We start from the raw sequence: 21888 nt of genomic DNA, 5'->3' as shown, positions 1-21888 counted from the left end.
CGGGCGAACGCGTTTAGGCGTTCGCCTGCACCACCAGCTGTCCGGCCGATCCTTTATCCGCCATCTCCAGCGTATGGCTGTAGTACAGGAACGGGAAACGGTCGACGGAAGACTGATTGAAGTACACCAGCAGTTCCACGTCGTTCTCCACCCATACCGTATCCTTCCAGCCATTATCTTCCGGCGGAATTCTGCCGCCGTTCACGCTGCGCACCAGGAAGGAAGCCCCCTGAATATGGAAGGGCTGCGGCGTATCCGCATGTACGAGCCAGCGCTCACAGCGTCCAACCTGCGTCTGCACATCCGTCCGGTTCATATCCCACATCGCGCCGTTGATGCCCGGCAAGGTATCGCCCAGCCGGAATTCACGGGTACGGCTGATGGTGCTATCCACGATGTTATCCGCCAACAGCCGCATCGGCAGCGTGTCGGTCACCAGCGGCAGCATGCCGGTCGGTTTCAGAGTCAGAATTTGGCCAGATATCAGAATCGAGGACGGCTCGAACAGGCCGCGCAGGCGGTCCATAATGCCGGCCGACGCACCGGCAGTCAGCGTCACCTCGTCGCCCTTTGACATATCAATCAGAATCTCGCGGCGCTCGCCCGGCGCGATAGGCAACTGGTTCAACGCCAGCGGCGCGGGCAGAAAGCCCTGATCGTTGGCGATCAGATACATGGGCCGGTTGTCGCTCATCTGTAGGAGGTAGCGGCGTGCGTTCGAGGCATTCAACAACCGCAGACGTACCCAACCGCGCGACACTTCGACAAACGGAGTCTGCATGCCGTTGACCAGCAGGATGTCGCCAACGAAGCCATCGTGGCTCGGCGGGTCATACTGCGGCGTGCCAAAGCCATCAAGCCGCTTATCCTGGATCATCAACGGAAAATCGTCGACGCCATAATGATTGGGGATCGGCAGCGATTGGCTGATGCGATCTTCCACCAGCCACAGGCCCGCCAGACCGTTATAGACGTGCGGCGCCATACGGTTTGGCGTATTGGCGTGATACCAGCAGGTAGCGGCTGGCTGGCGGATCGGCAACACCGGCGACCAGTCCATACCGGCCGGGATGATACGGCCAGCGCCCCCCATCAACGAGCCGGGCACCTGCAGGCCGCTGACGGTCATCGACACCGGTTCAGTCAGTCGGTTGCTGTAAATCAGCTTGACGTCATCGTCGCTGTACACCCGGACGGTGGGGCCGAGATAGCGGCCGTTGATTCCCCATACCGGAACTTTACGATTGCCGGAAAAAGCCCAGTGCGCGCGCTGTAGGGTCAGGAAGACCGGCTGCCCGCGACGGGATTCGATGAGCGGGGGAATAGGTAACATGTTGGTAGAAACATCGGCCTTAGCCGTTAATGGCATGGCGCTGGAACACAGGGCCACACCAGATGCCCGAAGAAACTGACGCCGGCTTAATGACATAATCACTCCGAAAACCTGTAAAACCGCATGCTACCTATCACTTCCCAAAGGAAGATCAGACCTGCTGATACGCCGCCACCGGACCGTGCGGCTGGACTCACGGCTATCGTTTTTTAGCGGCTTCCCGAGCGGCGACTTCCGCATCGAGCTGCTGAATTTTTTCCGCCATCACCGCGTGACAATGCGCCGCTAGTTCACGGACCTGATCCTTGCCGTAGGCGCTGCAATCGATCGGCGGCAACATTTCAACAATGACCAGACCGTTGTTCCAGCGATTAAGCTTCACTTTGTTATGCGTGTTGGAGATACAGATCGGCACGACGGGGACACCCGCACCGATGGCCGCATGGAAAGCGCCGGTTTTAAACGGCATCAGGCCGCGCCCGCGACTGCGGGTTCCTTCCGGAAACATCCACACGGAAATATGCTGTTCTTTGATGTGCTGCACGACCTGCGCAATGGTGCCGTGCGCGCGGGTGCGGTTATCGCGGTCAATCAGCAAGTTGCCGGTAATCCAGTACAACGGGCCGAAAAACGGGATCCAGGCCAGGCTCTTTTTACCGACCGTGATGGTGCGAGGCTGTACGACGTTGGCCGCCGTGATCATGTCATAGTTGTTTTGGTGATTGGCGATGTAGATACAGTCGCCGTAGCGAGAGACATCCTCAGGAAGGCGAATATCGACCTTCAGGCCGAACAACGTCGAAAGCCGCCCGAACATACGACCAAACGTTGATACGTGCCGCGGGTTTTTCGGGCTGAATAAACAGTAGATAAAGCCAAACAGACAAATCAGGATAGCGGACACTATCACGACCACAAAGCGAAGAAGAAATACCATAACAACCTCATTAGCCAACTGCCGCCGGTAGTATAGCGGCTTCCTTCCAAAACACACGGCGAACCTTGCTTCCGAATGTATCCAATATTCAGCATGCACGCCGCAGTCAGAAGTACAACTTAAAAACGCCTTATCCCCCGGTGAAACACACCGACAGATAAGGCGTCCGTCATTTTAGCCGCGGTCCCCCGCGGCGCTGATAATACGCGAGAATCAGGCGTCGCCGCTCTTATCGGCGGGGGCCTGCGGAGACACAACCTCTACGCGATCGACTCGTTGCAAACCGCGTGGCAACAGCGTGCCTTTACGGCCGCGTTCCGCACGGAACTTCTGCAAATCTTCCGGCCGCAGGGTCAGCTTGCGTTTACCCACATACAGCGTCACGGAAGAGGTCGACGTGATGATAAACAACCAGCCGATCTTGTCTTCACCGCTGGCCGCCTGAGCGGCAGGGATAGAGACGATTTTGTTGCCCTTTCCTTTCGACAGCTGCGGCAGATCCGCCACAGGGAAGAGCAGCATTCGCCCGGCGGCGGTGATCGTCAACAGCAAATCGTCGTCGCTTTGCACGCTGAGCGGCGGCATGACCTTCGCGTTGTTCGGCAACGTCAGCACGCTCTTCCCGACGCGGTTGCGCGCCACCAGATCGCTAAAGGTACACACGAAGCCGTATCCGGCGTCGGAAGACAGCAGCAGTTTCTGGTCGTCCGCCGCCATCAGCACCTGCTCCACCGTCGCGCCCGGCGGCGGCGTCAGCTTGCCGGTCAGCGGCTCGCCTTGTCCTCTGGCCGAAGGCAACGTCAGCGGGTCGAGCGCATAGCTCCGCCCGGTGGTGTCGATAAAGACCACCGGTTGGTTGCTCTTCCCACGCGCGGCGGCGCGGAACGTATCGCCAGCACGATAACTCAGCCCGGCGGGATCGATATCATGGCCTTTGGCGCTGCGCACCCAGCCCATTTCGGACAGCACAATCGTCACCGGTTCGGACGGCAGCAGATCGTGCTCATTCATTGCCTTCGCTTCGCCACGTTCATGTAGCGGCGAACGGCGATCGTCGCCATACGCCTTGGCGTCGGCTTCAATCTCTTTTTTCAGCAGCGTGTTGAGTTTGCGCTCGGAGGCCAGCAACGCCTGCAACTGATCGCGCTCTTTCGCCAAATCGTCCTGCTCGCCACGGATTTTCATCTCTTCGAGCTTGGCGAGGTGGCGCAGTTTCAGCTCCAGAATCGCTTCCGCCTGCGTTTCGCTCAGGCTGAACTGCTTCATCAATACCGGCTTGGGTTCGTCTTCCGTACGGATGATGTGGATCACTTCATCGATATTCAGAAACGCCACCAGCAGACCTTCCAGAATATGCAGGCGCTTGAGCACCTTCTCCAGCCGGTAGTTCAGTCGACGGCGGACAGTAGCGCGTCGGAAGACCAGCCACTCGGTCAGGATTTCACGCAGCCCTTTGACGCTGGGGCGAGAATCCAGACCGATCATGTTCATGTTGATGCGGTAGCTTTTTTCCAGATCGGTGGTGACGAACAGGTGGTTCATCACCATCTCCAGGTCGACACGATTCGAGCGAGGAACCAGCACCAGACGCGTGGGATTTTCGTGGTCTGACTCATCCCTCAGGTCTTCCAGCATCGGCAGCTTCTTGGCGCGCATCTGGCTGGCGATCTGCTCCAGCACCTTGGCGCCGGACACCTGATGGGGCAGCGCGGTGATGACGGCGGAGCCGTCTTCTTTTTTCCATACCGCGCGCATGCGGACAGAGCCGCGACCGGTCCGGTACATCTTGCGCAGCTCTTCGCGCGGCGTGATGATTTCCGCTTCAGTCGGGAAATCCGGCCCCTGAACCCGTTCAAGCAGCTCGTCCAGCGTCGCGTCCGGGTTGTCGATCAGCGCGACCGTCGCGGCGGCGACTTCACGTACGTTGTGCGGAGGAATATCCGTCGCCATCCCAACAGCGATGCCGGTAGTGCCGTTCAGCAGCACGTTCGGCAGTCGAGCCGGCAGCGTTTTCGGCTCCTGCATCGTGCCGTCGAAGTTCGGCGTATAGTCCACCGTGCCCTGACCCAACTCGCCCAGCAGCACTTCGGCATATTTGGACAGGCGGGATTCGGTGTAACGCATCGCGGCGAAGGACTTCGGATCGTCCGGCGCCCCCCAGTTTCCCTGGCCGTCGACCAGCGGATAGCGGTAGGAGAACGGCTGGGCCATCAACACCATCGCTTCGTAACAGGCGCTGTCGCCGTGCGGATGGTATTTACCCAGTACGTCGCCGACGGTACGAGCGGATTTCTTGAATTTGGCGCTGGCGTTCAATCCCAGCTCCGACATCGCATAGACGATACGGCGCTGAACCGGCTTCAGGCCGTCGCCGATAAACGGCAGCGCCCTATCCATGATGACGTACATGGAGTAGTTGAGATAGGCGTTCTCTGTAAACGTGTGCAGCGCAAGGCGTTCTGCGCCGTCATGAGTCAATTCACTCATTCATTATCCTTAAACCGTGGCGTTGGCTGTCTAAAAACAGAACAACCCCGTCAGTGTGATAGAAGCTGCCCGCGATAGTACCGCAACTTGTGGCTGACTGTCACAGTAGCCCGATACGACCGCCGCATGGGGGCATTTCTCTGTGATTGTTGCTGTTCAGTCAAGAGTGTTGTGCGCCATTGCACATTTTTCTCCCCGACGCCGCTGAGTACACTGTCTCTCTATTCATTTATGACTCATCGAAGGTGAGATATCGGCTATGCATAACATTCTGCTTATCAATGCGGGCAAGGCTTTTGCCCATTCCAAAGGACAGCTGAACGACACGATGTCAGACGTGGCGGCCAGCTTCCTGCGCGAAAAAGGCTATGACGTCCGCGTTATCAAGATAGACGAGGGTTACGATATCCAGCAGGAAGTCCAAAATTACCTGTGGGCCGACACCATCATCTATCAGATGCCCGGCTGGTGGATGGGCGCACCGTGGACGCTGAAAAAGTATATCGATGAAGTCTTTACCGAAGGTCACGGCTCGCTGTATGCCAGCGACGGCCGCACCCGTTCCGACGACAGTAAAAAATATGGCTCAGGCGGCTTGCTGCAAGGCAAAACCTATATGTTGTCTCTGACCTGGAACGCGCCGCTGGAAGCCTTCACCGACAAAGATCAGTTCTTCCACGGCGTCGGCGTGGATGGCGTCTACCTGCCGTTCCACAAAGCCAACGAGTTCATCGGACTGGCCGCACTGCCGACGTTCATCTGTAACGACGTCATCAAACAGCCCGATATTGATGGCGATATTGCCCGTTACCGCGAACACCTGGAAAAAATCTTCGACTAACCCTCATCGGCGCGGCCCTCGCTCCTGTGTCCAGGTTATAGCGGGTGCTGCGCCATCTTTTCACTTAGAAAATCAAGAAAGCAGGCGATTCTTCCCGCTAACGAGTGCGTACGGTAATACACCGCATTCACCGGCAGGCGCGTATCGACCGTGTGCTCCGGCAGGATCTGCACTAGTCGCCCCGCCGCCAAGTCCTCGCAGGTCATAAAGTCAGACAGCCGGGTAATGCCCTCTCCCCGCAGCGCCAGCTGCCGCAGCATCTCGCCGTTAGACGCCGAGATGGTCGGCGTGATCGTGAAGAACTCTCCGCCCGCGTGCCGCAGCGGCCACTGATTTAAGCTTTCTGACTGCGTGAACCCCAGCAGCGTATGCTCATTCAGCGCTTCCACCGAGCGCGGCACGCCATGCCGCCGCACATAGTCCGGACTAGCCAGGACTCTGACCTGACTGGCACCGAGCCGCCGGGCGTGAATCGTAGAATCCCTCAGCGCGCCGATGCGGATGGCGATATCGGTATGCTGTTCAAGCAGATCGATAAAGACATCATCCGTATTCAGCTCCAGGACGATGTGCGGATAACGGCGACGAAATTCAGGGATGAGGGGCACGATCACGTGCTGCATAAAGGTGGTGGCGGCATTAATCCGCAAACGGCCGCAGGGCTGCTCGCGGGATAGCGCCAGCGCCTCTTCCGCATGCTCGACCGCCTGGATGACGCCGCGCGCATGCACTAAAAACAGCTGGCCTTCCTCGGACAAGACCAGCCGTCGCGTCGTGCGGTGCAGCAGCGTCACGCCGAGCTTGTTTTCCAGCCGGCTTAACGCCCGGCTGATACCGGAGGTGGTTTGCCCCAGTTGGTCGGCGGCGGCGGTGAAGGAACCGCTGTCCGCCACCACGACAAACGCCTGCATTTCTTCCAGCGTGACTTTCATTGGCGTATCACTGCGTTAGCAGTCAGACCTCAATTTCCGCTTCATCGCCTTTCTCCTGCAACCAGTTGCGGCGATCTTCCGAGCGCTTCTTCGCCAGCAGCATATCCATCGTCGCCATCGTCTTTTCGACATCGTCTTCGCCGATGGTCAACTGCACCAGACGGCGCGTGTTCGGGTCCAACGTCGTTTCACGCAGCTGCAGCGGGTTCATTTCGCCCAGCCCTTTGAAGCGCTGAACGTTGGGCTTGCCTTTTTTGCGTTTGAGGCGTTCCAGAATGCTGTTCTTTTCTTCTTCATCCAGCGCGTAATGCACTTCTTTGCCGAGGTCGATACGGTACAAAGGCGGCATCGCCACATACACATGCCCCCCGCAACCAGCGAACGGAAGTGTCGGACAAACAGCGCGCACAGCAGCGTCGCGATATGCAGGCCATCCGAGTCGGCATCCGCCAGAATGCACACTTTACCGTAACGCAGCTGGCTCAGATCTTCGCTATCCGGATCGATGCCGATCGCCACGGAGATATCGTGAACTTCCTGCGACGCCAGCACCTCGTCAGAAGAGACTTCCCAGGTATTCAGGATCTTGCCCTTGAGCGGCATAATCGCCTGATATTCACGGTCACGCGCCTGTTTGGCAGAGCCGCCCGCGGAGTCCCCTTCCACCAGAAACAGTTCGGTTTTGTTCAGATCCTGCGCCGTACAGTCCGCCAGCTTGCCCGGCAGCGCCGGTCCGCTGGTCAGCTTTTTACGCACCACTTTCTTGGCGGCGCGCAGACGTCGCTGGGCGCTGGAGATCGCCATTTCCGCCAATTGTTCGGCCGCCTGAACGTTCTGGTTCAGCCACAGGCTGAAAGCGTCTTTGACGACGCCGGAAACGAAGCCCGCACATTGGCGTGACGACAGACGCTCTTTGGTCTGTCCGGCGAACTGCGGATCCTGCATTTTCACGGACAGGACGTAGGCGCAGCGCTCCCAAATATCATCCGCGCTCAGCTTCACGCCGCGCGGCAAAATGTTGCGGAATTCGCAAAACTCGCGCATGGCGTCCAACAGTCCCTGACGCAGGCCGTTGACGTGCGTACCGCCCTGCAGGGTCGGGATCAGGTTAACGTAGCTTTCCGTCAGCAGCTCTCCGCCTTCCGGCAACCACAGTAACGCCCACTCCACCGCCTCGCTCTCGCCCGTGATGGCGCCGGTGAACGGTTTCTCCGGCAGCGTCGGCAGGCCGTTGACCGCTTCGCAAAGATAGTCGTTCAGCCCGTCCTGGTAGCACCAGCGCTGCTCGGTCTTATTGACGCCGTCTTTGAAGATGATTTCCACGCCCGGACACAGTACCGCTTTGGCTTTCAGCAGATGCGTCAGTCGGGAAACGGAGAAGCGCGGGCTGTCGAAGAAGCTGCCGTCAGGCCAGAAATGAACGCGCGTACCGGTGTTGCGGCGACCGCAGGTGCCGGTGACCGTCAGATCTTGCACTTTGTCGCCGTTCTCAAACGCCATATCGTAGACTTCGCCGCCGCGGCGGACGGTCACTTCGACACGCGTGGACAAGGCGTTGACCACCGAGATCCCCACGCCGTGCAAACCGCCGGAGAACTGATAGCTTTTGTTGGAGAATTTGCCGCCTGCATGCAGACGACACAGGATGAGCTCGACCGCAGGCACCCCTTCTTCCGGGTGGATATCGACCGGCATTCCGCGGCCGTCGTCAATGACTTCGAGCGATTGGTCGGCATGCAGAATCACCTCGATGCGACGAGCATGACCGGCCAGCGCTTCATCGACGCTGTTATCGATCACTTCTTGTCCCAGGTGGTTCGGGCGGGAGGTATCCGTGTACATACCTGGACGACGGCGCACCGGCTCCAGTCCGCTGAGGACTTCAATGGCGTCAGCGTTATAACTTGATTGTGTCATGGTTTGAATGAGTTAAGTCGTTGTTTGAAATGATATGACGTCGTGCAACCGGCACTCGGATGACGGGCCCCCTGCGCTGTTGCTCCGGCCCGTTCACCGCCATCAACGTCATGGCGGTCAGCGCCTGGTCAGCCCCAGAAAATCAACGATAGGCGCAAAAAAGTGCTCAAATCCCATAAACGCGTGATTGCCGCCGGACTCCACCGTCTGACGACAGGCGGTGTAATAGGCCACGGCCTGCCGGTAGTCCAGGAGCTCATCGCCGGTTTGCAGCAGGCACCAAAGCAGATCCGGGGATTCCAGCGGTTCGACCTGCATGGTTTTAAGGTCGTAAACGTGCCGAGACTCTAGCACATATTGCTCATCGGTGTAGGGATTGTGCTGGGGGCCCAAATGATCGATCAACAGCTCGAACGGCCTGACGGCGGGGTTCACCACCACCGCGGGCAGCAGGAAGCATTGCGACAACCAGGTAGCGTAATATCCGCCTAACGAGGAGCCCACAATGCCCAGCGGCCGACCGGCGCGCTCCATGACCAGATTCTCCATCAGCTCGGCCGCTTCCGCCGGATAGGCGGGCAGTTGGGGAACGATCATGTCGATGTCGGGATGGTGTTCGGCCAGCCAGCGGCCCAGCGCCGTCGCCTTCGCCGAATAGGGCGAACTGTTGAAACCGTGGAGATAAAGCAAGGTAGGCATCAGTAACCGTCCGAATCCATATCAGGCAGAAAAGCATTGCCTTCCAGACGAACCACCTGCGTTTCAACGCCGCCGTCCGGCAATAATTCCAGATAACGCCAGCCGGGAGCGACGCTGTCTATCGTGAAGTTGGTGCAATGCGGCTTGAACTGCACGCAGGTGGAGGGCGTCGCCAGCAGGCGTCGACCGTGCCAGTCCAGATCCAATTCCTGATGAATATGCCCGCAAAGCACCGTATTGACGTTGGGGTAGCGGGACAGGACGGCATCCAGACTGTGAGCGTTGCGCAGGCTGTGTTGGTCAAGCCAGGTACAGCCCGAAGGCAAGGGGTGATGGTGCAACATCAGCAGGGTAAAACGTTCAGGATGGCTGCTCAGTATCCGTTCCAGCCACTCCAGCTGATACTCGCTCAGCTCGCCATGCGGTACGCCGAACACCTGGCTGTCCAGCAAGATCACCTGCCAGTTTTCCCCTAACAGCACATGCTTGGAGGGCGCGATGCCGGCCAGCGCCAGCGCATCCACCATCGCCGGTTGGAAATCGTGATTGCCGGGTAGCCAGACACAGGGGGCGTCAAAGCGGCGGATCCCCTCAGCGAAATGTTCATACGCCGTCAGCGAGTGGTCCTGCGCCAGATCGCCCGTGGCGGTGATCAGGTCAACGTCGTATTGCCGTGTGGCGATAGCTTCCAGCACCGTGTGGTAACTGCGATAGGTATCCACACCAAGCAGGGTTTCCTGCTTGCCAGCAAACAGGTGGGTATCTGTTATCTGTAAAATCCTGACTCTGGCCCCACGCGCCACAGGAAGTGTCAACAGGCTTTCCAAATGGTGTCCTTGGTCTGTGAAATCTGCCTAATAAACCGGAACCGACATCGAACCATACGCTAAACAGTATTTTAGCCAATCAGCAAGGAACTGATTGATTTGATGCTTTTCGTCACGTTGGTGTAGCTTTTTATTGGGGTAATCATAACGTGCCTTAAAGCGAAAGATCTGCTGACTGGAACACACTTCCGCGACCATCGCATCGTGGTAGAGCCGCACAACCAGCGTCGGCAGGCTCCAGTAGCTTACCGCTGGCGCAATCTGTTGGATCTCCACCAGCGAGGTATAACGGGTAGACTCAAGAATCGTTAAACGATAGCGAGCCTGCTGCACGTGATACTCCACTTTTTCACCCACCTCATCCTGACGCGGCAGCAGACGGCGCAACTGCGCAAAATTCATTTCGCACAGCCGCATCATTTCGGGAAAGTCGGGAGTATAACGTTTCATCAATTCAGTCCACCCACTCAGTTTTCAGTTTTTCATGGTGCAACGCCAGCCATTGCAAGGCAATGACTGAGGCCGCGTTATCAATCACTCCCTCTTCGACCCAGCGATAGCTCTGTTCGCGGCTGACCACCTGAACGCGAATGTCTTCGTTTTCCTCGGCCAGCCCGTGCACGCCCTGTGCGGTACGGGTATCCACTTCACCAACCATAATGGTCAGGCGCTCGCTGGTGCCGCCCGGACTGGCCAGATAGCTGAGCACTTCGCGGCAACGTCCGACAGTCAAACCCGCTTCTTCCTGCGCTTCTCGCCGCGCGACGTCTTCATGGCTTTCGCCGGGATCAATAATGCCAGCGACCAGCTCAAACAGCCACGGCGAATCACTGGTATCGTAGGCAGCAATACGAATCTGTTCGATCAACACCACTTCGTCCCGCACCGGGTCGTATGGCAGCAACACGACCGCATGACCACGTTCGAGAATCTCACGACTGACTTCGCCGCTCATACCGCCCTTGAACAGTCGATGACGATAACGGTAGCGATCCAGCGAAAAAAAACCTTTGTACAGCGTTTCACGTGCAATAATTTCAACATCGTCTTTGGTGAAGGTGAAGGGACGAGTCTTTGAAGACGCCATCTTTGTACTCCTGTGATATGTCTCGTAATCTCAGTGTATATTGCTGCTGGGGATGTTGGCCGGAGTCACCGGCGATTGAAACGATATTGACCCAAACCTGACGCCCGACGTTATCGTCAAGACAACGCAACCGCCAGAAACGAAGAATGTATGTTCACCGCCTTTTGGCCGCACCGAACGCATTAACGGGGATTTTCCCCACTTTATGACGGTCGATAAAATGCGTCAGGGCGCGGATGTCGCCGCAGGATGGCACATTCAGCCACCTCATCTTATTGTAAGATTCTGCTAGAATCGGCAACTAATCGTCTTCAGATGGCGCTACCATAGCAACTTTGCTGCACAACAAGGAATGCAAATGAAGAAATTGCTCCCTCTTCTTATCGGCTTGGGTCTGAGCGGCTTCAGCTTCATGAGCCAGGCGGAAGATCTGTTACAGATTTATCAGCAGGCTAAAACGACAAACCCCGATTTACGCAGTTCTGCAGCGACTCGTGACGCCGCCTTTGAGAAAATCAACGAAGCGCGTTCTCCCTTGTTGCCGCAGCTGGGTCTGGGTGCGGATTATACCTATACCAGCGGTTTCCGTGACAGCAAAGACGTGAATAACAACGTGAAGAGCGCTTCGCTGCAGCTGACGCAAACCCTGTTCGATATGTCCAAATGGCGCGCGCTGACGCTGCAGGAAAAACAAGCCGGCATCGAAGACGTCACCTATCAGACCGCGCAGCAAACGCTGTTGCTGAACTCCGCCACCGCTTATTTCAACGTGCTGCGAGCGATTGATTCGCTGTCGTATGTCACCGCTCAAAAAGCGTCTATTTATCGCGAACTGGATCAAACCACTCAGCGCTACAACGTCGGTTTGGTCGCCATTACCGATGTGCAGAACGCCCGAGCGCAGTATGACAGCGTGCTGGCAAGCGAAGTCACCGCCCGCAATGCGCTGGACAACTATATGGAAGTCCTGCGTCAGGTTACCGGAAACGTCTATCCGGAACTGGCCAGCGTGAATACCGCCAACTTCACCGCTCAAAAACCCGAGCCTATCAATACGCTGATGAAAACGGCGGAAAGCCGCAACCTGAGCCTGTTGTCCTCGCGTTTAAGCCAGGATTTGGCTCGCGAGCAAATTCGTTCGGCGCAGACCGGCTACATGCCGACGCTGGATTTATCCGCCTCTACCGGCGTTAGCAACACCCGTTATTCCGGGTCACGCGCGTCGGAAGGCAGCTACAACGACAGCGATATCGGACAGCATCAGGTCGGCCTGAGCTTCTCCCTGCCGCTGTACAGCGGAGGCGCGACAAACTCTCAGGTCAAACAGGCGCAGCACAGCTATGTGGCCGCCAGCGAAGATCTGGAGAGCGCGCACCGCAGCATGATTCAGACGCTGCGTTCGTCTCACAACAACATTGCCGCGTCCATTAGCAGCATCGCCGCCTATAAGCAGGCCGTCGTGTCCGCGCAAAGTTCTTTGGACGCCATGGAAGCGGGTTATCAGGTCGGAACACGTACCATCGTTGACGTTCTTGACGCGACAACAACGCTGTATAACGCGAAACAGCAGCTCTCCAGCGCTCGTTACGACTACCTGATTAATGAGCTGAACTTGAAATATGCGCTGGGAACGTTGAATGAAAACGATCTGCGCGCGCTGAACGCCTCGTTGGGCAAACCGGTATCGACGACACCGGCGCCGACCGCAGACGACAGTACCCGGACCGTTTTCGCCGCCGGCAACTGATCGCTTTTTTTCAACGTCTGACATGATGCGGCGCGAACGTGCTTCCGCCGCATCATTCAACGACGGCTCCCCTCACCGCAGATTTCTTTCAGCGCGAGAATTTCTTTCAACGCGAATTGTATAGCTGCGTAAAAAAGCCCACGCCCACTCGTGCCTCGCTTTTAAAACCCAAGCCGTTCACCTATTCTACAAACCTTTACTGTTATGTTGGGCAAGATGCCCTTTTCCTCGGGAAGACACCACACAATGAAAAGAACACGTAACATCAACTATGATCGCTTCCGTAAAAGCTGGCGTCGCTTTCCTCTGGCGCCGCTGACGCTGGCCATTGGCTCCATACTTATGCTGGCTGGCTGCGAAAAGACGGATGAAACCGTGTCCCTCTATCAGAATGCAGACGACTGTTCTCGCGCTAACCCGTCCATGAAAGACCAGTGCACCACAACCTATAACAACGCACTGAAAGAAGCCGAGAAGACCGCGCCGAAGTACCGGAGTCAGGAAGATTGCGTCGCTGAATTCGGCGAAGCGCAGTGTACGCAGACGCCCGCGACCACCGCATCGAATCAAAACGCACCTGCCCAGGCTGGCATGACGGCGCAGCCGCACGAAAGCGGCAGTTTCTGGATGCCGTTGATGGCGGGCTACATGATGGGCCGCATGATGGGCGGCGGCGGATATGCTCAGCAGCCGCTGTTCAGCCCGCGTTCCGCGGCCAGCCCGGCGAACGGTCAGTTCGTCGACGCGAGCGGCAAAAGCTATGGCAGCGCAACAACCGGCCGTACGATCACCGTACCTAAAACCGCGATGACGCCCAAACCCGCGACCACCACCACGACGATGCGAGGCGGCTTCGGCGAGTCCATTAACCGACAACAGCAGCAGTTGAGAAAAGAGCGAGACAACTCCTCTTCCCGTTCGGGTTCAAGTTATCGTAGCCACAGTTCGATGGGTGGGTAAGGCTCAGACACAATGAAAAGAATCGCGATAGCGGAACGCCCTGACTGGCGTGAAAAAGCCGCCGAATTCGGCTTCAATTTCCATACGATGTATGACGAACCCTACTGGTGCGAAAACGCCTGCTATCAGTTCACGCTGGCCCAAATCGAAGAGCTGGAGTCGACGACGGAAGAGCTGAACCAAATGTGCCTGCAGGTGGTGGATAAAGTCGTCAACAGCGAAGCGCTGCTAACCCGATTTCGTATCCCCAAACACACCTGGGATTTCGTGCGTGAATCATGGAAAAGCCAGCAACCCGCGTTATATTCCCGACTGGATCTGGTCTATGACGGCGTCAATCCGGCGAAGCTGCTGGAAAACAACGCCGACACGCCCACCTCGCTCTATGAGGCGGCGTTCTTCCAATGGGGCTGGCTGGAAGATCAGATCAACGCCGGAAAACTGCCGCAAAACGCCGATCAGTTCAACAGCATTCAGGAGCAGCTGATTGAGCGTTTCGCCGAGCTGCGTCAGCAGCATGGCTTTGGGCTGCTGCACTTCACCTGCTGTCAGGACACCGAAGAAGATCGCGGCACCGTGCAATATCTGCAGGATTGCGCAGAGGAAGCCGGCATCGCGACGGATTTTCTCTACATTGACGAAATCGGTCTGGGTGAACGCGGTCAGTTTACCGATCCGCAAGATCAGGTCATCAGTAATCTGTTCAAGCTCTATCCGTGGGAATTTATGCTGCGGGAAACGTTTTCCACCAAGCTGGCGGACGCAGGCGTGCGCTGGCTGGAGCCCGGATGGAAGAGCATTATCTCCAATAAGGCGCTGCTGCCGCTGCTTTGGCAAATGTTCCCCAATCATCCGAACCTGCTTCCCGCCTACTTTGCGGAAGACGATCATCCGGCGATGGAAAACTATGTCGTGAAACCGCTATTTTCACGTGAAGGCGCGAACATCGACATTGTCCAAAACGGCCAGAAAATCGCCTCTGCCGACGGTCCCTACGGCGAAGAGGGCAACATCGTGCAGCAGTATCATCCGCTGCCGAAATTCGGCGACAGCTACACGCTGATCGGCAGCTGGCTGGTCGGCGACAAAGCCTGCGGCATCGGTTTGCGAGAAGACAAATCTCTGATTACACAGGACTTATCGCGTTTTTATCCGCACATTATTCTGGATTAACGCCTTTGCAGACGGCGTTCTCCTCGCCGTCTGCGTTCCCGCTTTTTACCCGCTGCGTTTCATGTTCTCAGCAAGAAAATCATTTTCTCCCTTTTATTCTCCCTTTGAAAACGTCTCCATTTGGTTAAATATCTTATCCAGCCGCAGTAGACATCATTGATGACCCGATTCATCTCGATGGGGCTGTTTTGATTTTTTGATGGAATTGAACACAAGGGAAGATCATGAAAAAAACGCTAGTGATGGCACTCCTGTTGGGTCTTCATACGGCCTCGTACGCACAAAGCGAACCCGACGCGCAAGAAACGACGCCCCACTCTTTAGCACAGGAAATCACTCAGGAAGAACTCCAGCTCAAAACATTGAGAGAAAAGGCAGAGAACGGCAGCGAAAAAGACCGACATCAGCTCACGGATCAGCTGCTGCGTAGTAACTGGCCGCCATACCGGGCGGAAGGCATTGAATGGTTAAAGCAAGAAGCGGACGCCAACGACGTGCGGGCGCAATTTCGACTGAGCAAAATTTATCTTGGCAGAATGCCCAATGAAAACGATCCGGAAAGCGGGCTGATATACCTGAAAAAGTCGGCTGAAGCCGGTTTTGCTCCCGCGCAACTGCTGATGTCCGTCGTATTGAGCAAACATCCGCAACTGCCGAGAGATTTTGAGCAGGCCAGGCTGTGGGCGGAAAAAGCCTTAAACAACCCGGATGCCACGCCGCAGTTGAAAGAGGGCGCCGACAAAATGATCGCGTTCATTGACGGACACTTGGCCCCCTAAAATCGACGTAATGCGGCGGGAAGGTGCGCAGAACCGCTCATTCGGCGTTCCTGCGTTCGATATCGTCAGCCCACTTGCACCGACAGCATGCTAAGAGAGCCCATTTCGATACCGTCGATCGGTATCGACACCGGCTCTTTATCCCGTCGACTGCCTAAAACATACAGTAGCGGCAGATAGTGATCCGGCGACGGATTAGCCAGCGCCGCATCCGGGTGCTGCATGAAGTTCACCAGCGGGTGATCGTCGCCGCAATAAGTCAGGTTGTCGCGGACAAACTGGTTAAAGGCGCTGGCCCAGGAATAGGGTGTCGTGTCCCCTTCCCACTTCACCTGACGCAGATTGTGAACGACGTTGCCGCTGGCGACAATCATCACCCCCTGATCGCGCAGCGCGGACAAACTCCGCCCTAGCTGGTAGTGATACTCCGCCGGCTGCGTACCATCGACGCTCAACTGCACCACCGGGATCTCCGCCTGCGGGAAAGCTTTGATTAAGACGCCCCAACTGCCGTGATCCAGTCCCCATTCATGTTCGTCGAGATGCACCTTTACCGGCGCCAACAGTTGCTGAATTTGTCGGGCAAGCGCCGGAGATCCCGGAGCCGGATATTGGATATCGAAAAGCGCCTGTGGAAAACCGCCGAAATCATGGATCGTACGCGGCGCATCCATCGCCGTCACTGCGGTGCCGCGGGTAAACCAATGGGCGGAAACGGCCACTATCGCTTTCGGCCGGGGCAACGTCTCACCCAGAGTCCGCCAGGTCTCCGTGTAGATATTGTCTTCCAGCACGTTCATAGGGCTACCATGACCGAGGAAAAGCGCGGGCATCCGGGAAACGTTCATAACAGTACCTTTGATTAGCGTGGAAATAGCGTAAGTGCATAGCCGCTACTCTACGCCCCAGACCGTGGGAAAACAGTCGGATAAGCATGACCAAAAGCGTCAAAAAATTTGAATTAATACCCTCACAAGCGAGCTATGAGATGGGATAGAGCAGACATAAAAAAACCGGCGCATTGCATCAGCAACACGCCGGTCGAAAGTGAGGGAGTTGACCGTTAAGCCGGGTTCTGTCGTGGACAGTCATTCATCTAGGCCAGCAATCGCTCACTGGCTCAAGCAGCCTACCCGGGTTCAGTACGGGCCGTACCATGTGAACCCCTATTTGGCCTTGCTCCGGGTGGAGTTTACCATGCCACGGTCTGTTGCCAGCCGCGCGGTGCGCTCTTACCGCACCCTTTCACCCTTACCTGATCCCGCTTACGCGGGCCATCGGCGGTTTGCTCTCTGTTGCACTTGTCGTGGGCTTGCGCCCCCCAGGCGTTACCTGGCACCCTGCCCTATGGAGCCCGGACTTTCCTCCCCTCCATCTGTCTCCCCCGAAAGGGACGGCAACGAAGCGGCGACTGTCTGGTCAACTCCGGCGCGGATGATAGGGCAAATCGCGGCCCTTGTCATCCCCGTTGGCTCACTTTTCCCCGTCTTGCTCCAGCGCATGACGGTACAAGGCGTTCTTTTTCACACCGTGGATCTCGGCCGCCAACGCCGCCGCCTTTTTCAGGGGAAGCTCGGCTTGCAGCAGCGCCAGCGTTCGCAGCGCTTCTGCGGGCAACGCGCTGTCGTCGCGGTGATACCCTTCAACGATGAGCACCATTTCGCCTTTGCGACGGTTTTCGTCCTCTTCGACCCACGCCAGCAGCTCGGCCACCGGCGCGCCATAGATGGACTCCCAGGTTTTGGTGAGTTCACGCGCCAGCACGACATAACGCTGCGGCCCCAGCACGGCGACCATATCGCGCAGGCTATCCAGCAATCGGTGCGTGGACTCGTAGTAAATCAGCGTTCGCGGTTCTTCCAACATCGCCTGCAGCGTGTCTTTTCTCGCCTTGGTTTTTGCCGGTAGGAATCCTTCATAACAGAAACGGTCCGACGCCAGCCCGGCGGCGGAAAGCGCGGCAATCGCCGCACACGCGCCCGGCAACGGCACGACGCGCACCCCCGCTTCACGGCACAGTCTCACCACGTGATAACCCGGATCGTTAATCAACGGCGTTCCGGCGTCAGACACCAGCGCCACGCTCATCCCACTTTGCAAACGGCTTAGCAGTTGCTCTGCTTTTTGTTGTTCATTGTGATCGTGCAGTGCGAACAGCCGCGCATTAATCGCGAAATGCTGTAACAATAAACCGGTATGGCGAGTATCCTCTGCCGCAATGAGATCGACGCTTTTCAAAACGTCCAACGCACGCTGAGTGATGTCTCCCAGGTTGCCGATAGGCGTCGGGACAATGTAAAGGGTAGAGGCAGAAATCTCTGCTTGTTGGTCTTGTTTCATTGTTTCATCCGGGTTGCCGATTTAATATTGAGCATCTCTGAATTTATCACTGGATACAGTATGCTTCCCTTAAATTCTGTCCGCGCCCATACAGGCCGTGTCATTCCTGTCATGTTGGCGGCACTATTTCTCGCGGGCTGTCCAAGCCAGGCGCCCCAAAGTCCGTCTAACCAGCAGGTGGCGGTAAAGGCCGGCGCCACATCTGATTATTACCTGCAGCAGGTGCAGCAAGGCGGGGATGATAACAAGGCTGACTGGCAATTACTTGCTATTCGTGCCCTGATCCAGGAAGGCAAGCTGCTCCAGGCCAACGCGCAGTGGAGCGCCCTGCCCGCGGCGCTCAACGACAGACAACAGCTTGAACAGCGTCTGCTGAACGCAGAACTGGCGGTCGCCCGCAATGATATGAACGCCGCCAACAGCACGTTGTCCCAGATGGATGTCAAAACGCTATCCAGCCAACAGCAAGAGCGGTACTACCAGGCATTGATTAGCGCTAATCAGGCACAGCCGTCGCTGACCCTGATCCGTGCTTACATCGCACAAGAACCGCAGTTGCAGGGCGCTGCCCATCAGCGCAATATCGATCTGACCTGGTCTGCGCTCGCGCGTCTTAGCCCACAGACTCTCAGTTCCGTCGCGATCAACGCCGACGAAAATACGCTGGCGGGCTGGCTCGACCTGCTGACGACCTATCAGAGCAAAACCGCCGCGCCTGCCGAGCTGAAAACGGCGATTGCCGACTGGCAAACGCGCTATCCGCATCATCCGGCCGCTAAAACGCTGCCGACGGCGTTGACGCAGCCGCAGGGGACCGGGCCGGATCTGTCGACTTCCGGCGGTATTGCTCTGTTGTTGCCGTTAAACGGTCAAGCTCAGGTCTATTCGAAAGCCATTCAGGCCGGTTTCAGCGCAGCGCGAGACGGTCAGGCCACGCAAAACGCGCCAGCGCAAACGCCAGCAATCGCTCCGACGGCCCCTGCGCCGGGAGACGCGACGGCCGCCGCAACCGACTCTCAGGCGCCTACCACGCCGACGCAGGAACAACCGGCGACCGCAGCCACAACGCCATCACCGGCCCCAACGTCCAGCAACGTGGCGGTGAAGGTCTACGATACGACTGGCCAGCAGTTGGCCAACGTCATTGCTCAGGCGCAGAAAGACGGGGCCACCATGATTGTGGGGCCGCTGCTTAAAAATGACGTAGAGCAATTACCGGCGACGCAAACCACGCTGCAAGTGCTGGCCCTCAATCAACCGGAGCACGTCCAGCCTAGCCCGAATATCTGCTATTTCGCATTGTCACCAGAGGATGAAGCTCGGGATGCCGCGCAATTCATCCACAGTCAAGGCAAACAGCAGCCGCTGGTTTTGGCCCCGCGCGGTAGTTTGGGCGATCGCGTTACAGCCGCTTTCGCCGCCGCCTGGCAGCAACAGGGGGGCGCCGCGCCGTTGCAACAGCGCATCGGCGGCACCGCCGAACTGAAGCAAGCCATCAATAACGGCGCGGGTATTACTCTTAGCGGCCAGCCGATTGTCACTGAAGCAGCATCTCAACCTCCGTCAGGCACCACTATCGACGGCCTGAATATTCCAGCTCAGGTGCCCCCATCGCCCGCCAGCATCAGTGCAGGCGGCGTGGACGCGGTTTATATCATCGCCACACCGGACGAGCTGTCATTAATCAAACCCATGATCGACCTGCGCAACAAATCACGCGTTCGTGCCGCGCTCTATGCCAGCTCTCGCAGCAATCAGGCCGGTCTGGGCCCCGATTTCCGCCTGGAGATGGAAGGGCTGCAGTTTAGCGATATTCCGCTGCTGACGGGCGCTAACCCATCGCTGATGCAGCAGACAACCAGCCAGTTCCGCAACGACTATTCGCTGGTTCGCCTGTTTGCCATGGGGATGGACGCCTGGACGCTGGCGAACAACTTCTCCTCGCTACGTCAACAGCCGGGCTATCATCTGGAGGGTTCGACAGGGCAACTGAGCGCCACGCCGGATTGCGTCGTGAACCGCAAACTCACCTGGCTGCAGTTCCGCCAGGGACAGCTGGTGCCGGCATCCTGAAGACGCGAGAAACCGGAAACGATTACGAACGACAGGCTCGGCGCTATCTTGAGCGCGCGGGCCTGACGTTTGTCGCGGGCAACGTGACGCTGCGCGGCGGCGAGCTGGACTTGATCATGCGCGACGGCCCGATATGGGTGTTCGTTGAAGTTCGCTACCGACGCAATGCGGACTTTGGCGGCGCAGCCGCCAGCGTGACCCGACGCAAGCAGCAAAGATTACTGCAGGCAGCCGCTATGTGGCTATCGCGTCAAGGCGGCGGCTTCGAACATACCGACTGTCGTTTCGACGTATTGGCTATCACCGGCGACCAGCTTGAGTGGTTGCCGAACGCGTTCGCCAATCAGGAATAATTGGTTAATTCCGAAAACAAAAGAATAGGTTACCCAAACGTGCTGGATAGAATTAAAGTCTGTTTTACCGAGAGCATCCAAACCCAGATCGCCGCGGCTGAAGCTTTGCCGGATGCGATCTCGCGGGCAGCCGTCGCAATGGTGCAATCTTTGCTGAACGGCAACAAAATCCTGAGTTGCGGGAACGGGACTTCCGCCGCCAACGCCCAGCATTTTGCCGCTAACATGATTAACCGTTTCGAGACGGAGCGTCCCAGCCTGCCCGCGATCGCGCTGAACGCCGACAATGTGGTGCTGACGGCAATTTCGAATGACCGGTTGCACGAGGAGATCTATGCAAAACAGGTCCGGGCCTTGGGACAAACAGGGGATATCCTCCTGGCGATATCCACACACGGAAACAGCCGCGACATTGTAAAAGCGGTAGAGGCCGCGGTAACGCGTGACATGACCATCGTTGCGTTAACCGGCTACGATGGCGGCGAACTCGCGGGTCTGCTGGGACAACAGGATGTGGAGATTCGCATCCCGTCGCACCGCAGCGCTCGTATTCAGGAAATGCACATGTTGACTGTGAACTGCTTGTGCGATCTGATAGACAACACGCTCTTCCCACACCAGAACGATTAAGGAGTACCTCATGAGGATATATTCTTGCATTGCCGTGCTGTCTGCCGCTCTGCTGCTACAAGGTTGTATCGGCGCGGTCGCTATCGGTAGCGCAGCCGTCGCGACCAAAACCGCGACCGATCCCCGTACGGTAGGGACTCAGGTTGATGATGGTACGCTGGAAATGCGCGTTTCCAATACGTTGGCAAAAGACCAGCAGTTGAGCAAGGAAGCCCGCATCATCGCAACGGTATACCAAGGCAAGGTGTTGTTGACCGGCCAATCGCCGAATGCGGAGCTGTCCAGCCGCGCCAAACAGATTGCGCTGGGTGTGGAAGGTACGACGGAGGTGTACAACGAAATCCGTCAGGGAACGCCAATTAGCCTGGGTACCGCCTCGATGGATACCTGGATCACCACCAAAGTACGTTCTCAGCTACTTGCCAGCGATCAGGTCAAGTCCTCTAACGTCAAAGTGACCACGGAAAACAACGAAGTCTTCCTGTTAGGACTGGTGACTCGTCGCGAGGGAACTGCTGCGGCGGAAATCGCTAGCAAAGTCAGCGGCGTCAAACACGTCACCACGGCGTTTACCTATCTGGAATAAGCCGTCCCCTTCATGAACAGACCTGACCCGCCTTAACGGCGGGCTCAGGACGTCCTAGCCCCATCTTAATCCCACCTCACCGCCCGCTAGCCCTTCATACCTGCTATACCGATGGCAAAATAACCCTGTTTTACACTCTATCGATGGCCTCGCGATATTGCCTGTCAACGCGGCAAAATGTCAGAAC

Annotated in this window: 19 protein-coding genes, 1 other RNA gene and 1 pseudogene; 9 read left to right on the top strand and 12 right to left on the bottom strand. The window is 57.3% G+C overall.

Annotated elements, in window-relative coordinates; all coding sequences use genetic code 11:
• Positions 1-13 precede the first annotated feature (13 nt).
• From ftsP to parC, 3 genes are all read right to left on the bottom strand, one after another.
• A complete protein-coding gene (gene ftsP / locus CKQ53_RS06900; protein ID WP_094118162.1) occupies positions 14-1429 on the bottom strand; it encodes a cell division protein FtsP in 1416 nt (471 codons plus the stop codon).
• 103 nt (positions 1430-1532) lie between these two features.
• On the bottom strand, positions 1533-2270 hold the full coding sequence (locus CKQ53_RS06895) for a 1-acylglycerol-3-phosphate O-acyltransferase (RefSeq protein ID WP_085651025.1): 738 nt from the start codon (positions 2268-2270) through the stop codon (positions 1533-1535).
• 213 nt (positions 2271-2483) lie between these two features.
• Positions 2484-4757 (bottom strand): DNA topoisomerase IV subunit A, encoded by a 2274-nt coding sequence (parC, locus tag CKQ53_RS06890; protein WP_094118161.1) that lies wholly within the window; start codon positions 4755-4757, stop codon positions 2484-2486.
• A 259-nt stretch (positions 4758-5016) separates the two neighbouring features.
• Here parC and CKQ53_RS06885 point away from each other — a divergent pair, with 259 nt between their 5' ends.
• On the top strand, positions 5017-5598 hold the full coding sequence (locus tag CKQ53_RS06885) for an NAD(P)H-dependent oxidoreductase (protein ID WP_085651027.1): 582 nt from the start codon (positions 5017-5019) through the stop codon (positions 5596-5598).
• Between the two features lie 35 nt (positions 5599-5633).
• Here the strand turns inward: CKQ53_RS06885 and CKQ53_RS06880 are convergent, their stop codons facing one another.
• From CKQ53_RS06880 to nudF, 6 genes and pseudogenes are all read right to left on the bottom strand, one after another.
• Complete coding sequence (locus tag CKQ53_RS06880) at positions 5634-6530, bottom strand: LysR substrate-binding domain-containing protein (protein WP_094118160.1); 897 nt, start codon at positions 6528-6530, stop codon at positions 5634-5636.
• Positions 6531-6552: 22 nt separating this feature from the next.
• A pseudogene (gene parE / locus CKQ53_RS06875) lies at positions 6553-8447 on the bottom strand (DNA topoisomerase IV subunit B).
• Positions 8448-8564: 117 nt separating this feature from the next.
• Positions 8565-9146, bottom strand: coding sequence for an esterase YqiA (yqiA, locus tag CKQ53_RS06870; protein WP_085651030.1), 582 nt, complete (start codon positions 9144-9146; stop codon positions 8565-8567).
• The gene (gene cpdA / locus CKQ53_RS06865; RefSeq protein ID WP_094118159.1) at positions 9146-9973 is read right to left on the bottom strand and encodes a 3',5'-cyclic-AMP phosphodiesterase; all 828 of its coding nucleotides are present in this window, start codon (positions 9971-9973) and stop codon (positions 9146-9148) included. The genes yqiA and cpdA overlap by 1 nt, the downstream gene beginning before the upstream one ends.
• A 27-nt stretch (positions 9974-10000) precedes the next feature.
• Entirely contained in the window at positions 10001-10423 is a 423-nt protein-coding gene (locus CKQ53_RS06860) for a DUF1249 family protein (protein WP_026744045.1), read from the bottom strand.
• A 4-nt stretch (positions 10424-10427) separates the two neighbouring features.
• Positions 10428-11060: an ADP-ribose diphosphatase gene (gene nudF / locus CKQ53_RS06855; RefSeq protein WP_026740731.1), complete on the bottom strand. Its 633-nt coding sequence runs from the start codon at positions 11058-11060 to the stop codon at positions 10428-10430.
• Positions 11061-11418: 358 nt separating this feature from the next.
• Between nudF and tolC the strand changes: the two genes are divergently transcribed.
• The 4 genes from tolC (at position 11419) to CKQ53_RS06835 (ending at position 15719) form a co-directional block, all read left to right on the top strand.
• Positions 11419-12807: an outer membrane channel protein TolC gene (gene tolC, locus CKQ53_RS06850; RefSeq protein ID WP_094118158.1), complete on the top strand. Its 1389-nt coding sequence runs from the start codon at positions 11419-11421 to the stop codon at positions 12805-12807.
• A 246-nt stretch (positions 12808-13053) separates the two neighbouring features.
• Complete coding sequence (locus CKQ53_RS06845) at positions 13054-13767, top strand: DUF1190 family protein (protein ID WP_094118157.1); 714 nt, start codon at positions 13054-13056, stop codon at positions 13765-13767.
• Between the two features lie 12 nt (positions 13768-13779).
• On the top strand, positions 13780-14940 hold the full coding sequence (locus tag CKQ53_RS06840; RefSeq protein ID WP_085651034.1) for a glutathionylspermidine synthase family protein: 1161 nt from the start codon (positions 13780-13782) through the stop codon (positions 14938-14940).
• Between the two features lie 224 nt (positions 14941-15164).
• Positions 15165-15719 carry a tetratricopeptide repeat protein gene (locus tag CKQ53_RS06835; RefSeq protein WP_085651035.1) on the top strand — a complete coding sequence of 185 codons (555 nt, stop codon included), beginning with the start codon at positions 15165-15167 and terminating at the stop codon, positions 15717-15719.
• Positions 15720-15784: 65 nt separating this feature from the next.
• Here the strand turns inward: CKQ53_RS06835 and ygiD are convergent, their stop codons facing one another.
• The 3 genes from ygiD to rsmI all read right to left on the bottom strand — a co-directional run bounded on the left by ygiD (position 15785) and on the right by rsmI (position 18059).
• Positions 15785-16567, bottom strand: a complete 783-nt coding sequence (gene ygiD, locus CKQ53_RS06830) for a 4,5-DOPA-extradiol-dioxygenase (RefSeq protein WP_085651036.1) — start codon at positions 16565-16567, stop codon at positions 15785-15787.
• A 200-nt stretch (positions 16568-16767) separates the two neighbouring features.
• An RNA gene (rnpB, locus tag CKQ53_RS06825) (RNase P RNA component class A) lies at positions 16768-17146 on the bottom strand.
• A 46-nt stretch (positions 17147-17192) separates the two neighbouring features.
• Positions 17193-18059, bottom strand: a complete 867-nt coding sequence (rsmI, locus tag CKQ53_RS06820; RefSeq protein WP_085651037.1) for a 16S rRNA (cytidine(1402)-2'-O)-methyltransferase — start codon at positions 18057-18059, stop codon at positions 17193-17195.
• Positions 18060-18119: 60 nt separating this feature from the next.
• Between rsmI and CKQ53_RS06815 the strand changes: the two genes are divergently transcribed.
• The 4 genes from CKQ53_RS06815 to dolP are packed head-to-tail and all read left to right on the top strand — an operon-like array spanning position 18120 to position 21701.
• Positions 18120-20132 carry a penicillin-binding protein activator gene (locus CKQ53_RS06815; RefSeq protein WP_094118156.1) on the top strand — a complete coding sequence of 671 codons (2013 nt, stop codon included), beginning with the start codon at positions 18120-18122 and terminating at the stop codon, positions 20130-20132.
• Positions 20129-20485 (top strand): YraN family protein, encoded by a 357-nt coding sequence (locus CKQ53_RS06810; RefSeq protein WP_244201039.1) that lies wholly within the window; start codon positions 20129-20131, stop codon positions 20483-20485. Before CKQ53_RS06815 ends, CKQ53_RS06810 begins: the two co-directional genes overlap by 4 nt.
• 39 nt (positions 20486-20524) lie before the next feature.
• The gene (gene diaA, locus CKQ53_RS06805; protein WP_026740721.1) at positions 20525-21115 is read left to right on the top strand and encodes a DnaA initiator-associating protein DiaA; all 591 of its coding nucleotides are present in this window, start codon (positions 20525-20527) and stop codon (positions 21113-21115) included.
• A 10-nt stretch (positions 21116-21125) separates the two neighbouring features.
• Entirely contained in the window at positions 21126-21701 is a 576-nt protein-coding gene (gene dolP / locus CKQ53_RS06800; protein WP_094118155.1) for a division/outer membrane stress-associated lipid-binding lipoprotein, read from the top strand.
• The last annotated feature ends 187 nt before the right edge of the window (positions 21702-21888 follow it).

Source organism: Lonsdalea britannica, assembly GCF_003515985.1.
GTDB classification, from domain to species: Bacteria; Pseudomonadota; Gammaproteobacteria; order Enterobacterales; family Enterobacteriaceae; genus Lonsdalea; species Lonsdalea britannica.
This window is presented reverse-complemented; position numbering and strand designations above follow the sequence as displayed.

Bases quoted from the DNA above. Each gene is read 5' to 3' on its own strand.
- ftsP (WP_094118162.1), bottom strand. From the start codon at position 1,429: ATGTCATTAAGCCGGCGTCAGTTTCTTCGGGCATCTGGTGTGGCCCTG.
- CKQ53_RS06895 (WP_085651025.1), bottom strand. From the start codon at position 2,270: ATGGTATTTCTTCTTCGCTTTGTGGTCGTGATAGTGTCCGCTATCCTG.
- parC (WP_094118161.1), bottom strand. From the start codon at position 4,757: ATGAGTGAATTGACTCATGACGGCGCAGAACGCCTTGCGCTGCACACG.
- CKQ53_RS06885 (WP_085651027.1), top strand. From the start codon at position 5,017: ATGCATAACATTCTGCTTATCAATGCGGGCAAGGCTTTTGCCCATTCC.
- CKQ53_RS06880 (WP_094118160.1), bottom strand. From the start codon at position 6,530: ATGAAAGTCACGCTGGAAGAAATGCAGGCGTTTGTCGTGGTGGCGGAC.
- yqiA (WP_085651030.1), bottom strand. From the start codon at position 9,146: ATGCCTACCTTGCTTTATCTCCACGGTTTCAACAGTTCGCCCTATTCG.
- CKQ53_RS06860 (WP_026744045.1), bottom strand. From the start codon at position 10,423: ATGAAACGTTATACTCCCGACTTTCCCGAAATGATGCGGCTGTGCGAA.
- nudF (WP_026740731.1), bottom strand. From the start codon at position 11,060: ATGGCGTCTTCAAAGACTCGTCCCTTCACCTTCACCAAAGACGATGTT.
- tolC (WP_094118158.1), top strand. From the start codon at position 11,419: ATGAAGAAATTGCTCCCTCTTCTTATCGGCTTGGGTCTGAGCGGCTTC.
- CKQ53_RS06845 (WP_094118157.1), top strand. From the start codon at position 13,054: ATGAAAAGAACACGTAACATCAACTATGATCGCTTCCGTAAAAGCTGG.
- CKQ53_RS06840 (WP_085651034.1), top strand. From the start codon at position 13,780: ATGAAAAGAATCGCGATAGCGGAACGCCCTGACTGGCGTGAAAAAGCC.
- CKQ53_RS06835 (WP_085651035.1), top strand. From the start codon at position 15,165: ATGAAAAAAACGCTAGTGATGGCACTCCTGTTGGGTCTTCATACGGCC.
- ygiD (WP_085651036.1), bottom strand. From the start codon at position 16,567: ATGAACGTTTCCCGGATGCCCGCGCTTTTCCTCGGTCATGGTAGCCCT.
- rsmI (WP_085651037.1), bottom strand. From the start codon at position 18,059: ATGAAACAAGACCAACAAGCAGAGATTTCTGCCTCTACCCTTTACATT.
- CKQ53_RS06815 (WP_094118156.1), top strand. From the start codon at position 18,120: ATGCTTCCCTTAAATTCTGTCCGCGCCCATACAGGCCGTGTCATTCCT.
- dolP (WP_094118155.1), top strand. From the start codon at position 21,126: ATGAGGATATATTCTTGCATTGCCGTGCTGTCTGCCGCTCTGCTGCTA.